Origin of the sequence: Pantoea sp. S62, assembly GCF_016658625.1 — a bacterium.
Taxonomy (GTDB): domain Bacteria; phylum Pseudomonadota; class Gammaproteobacteria; order Enterobacterales; family Enterobacteriaceae; genus Pantoea; species Pantoea vagans.
This window is the reverse complement of record NZ_JACVVI010000072.1, coordinates 1-259: the sequence shown is the minus strand read 5'-3', so window position 1 is coordinate 259 and position 259 is coordinate 1. Positions and strand designations below refer to the sequence as shown.

Sequence of the window (259 nt, the reverse complement as noted above, 5' to 3'; positions counted from 1 at the left end):
CTGCATGCCGCCGCCGCCAATCGTTGGCGTGCTGTCGCTGGTGGTGCTGCCATCGGCCACTGCGTTACCAGCGTCGTCGGTCAGGCCGGGCGCGGTGGCGCTGGTGTCGACGTTCACGTTCACGGTGTCGTTCACCGCATTGCCGTCCGCATCGGTGCCGTCGATCACGAGCGCATGCTCGCCGTCGTCCAGCGGAGCATCCGGGGTAAAGGTCCAGCTGCCGTCCTCGCCGACGGTGGCGGTGCCGAGTTCGCTGTCG

The 259-nt window shown here is 68.7% G+C and carries 1 protein-coding gene; it reads right to left on the bottom strand.

Annotated elements, in window-relative coordinates; genetic code table 11:
* Positions 1 to 259: Ig-like domain-containing protein (locus tag IBT54_RS24980; protein WP_201253337.1), on the bottom strand; the 259-nt coding region annotated here is incomplete at both ends.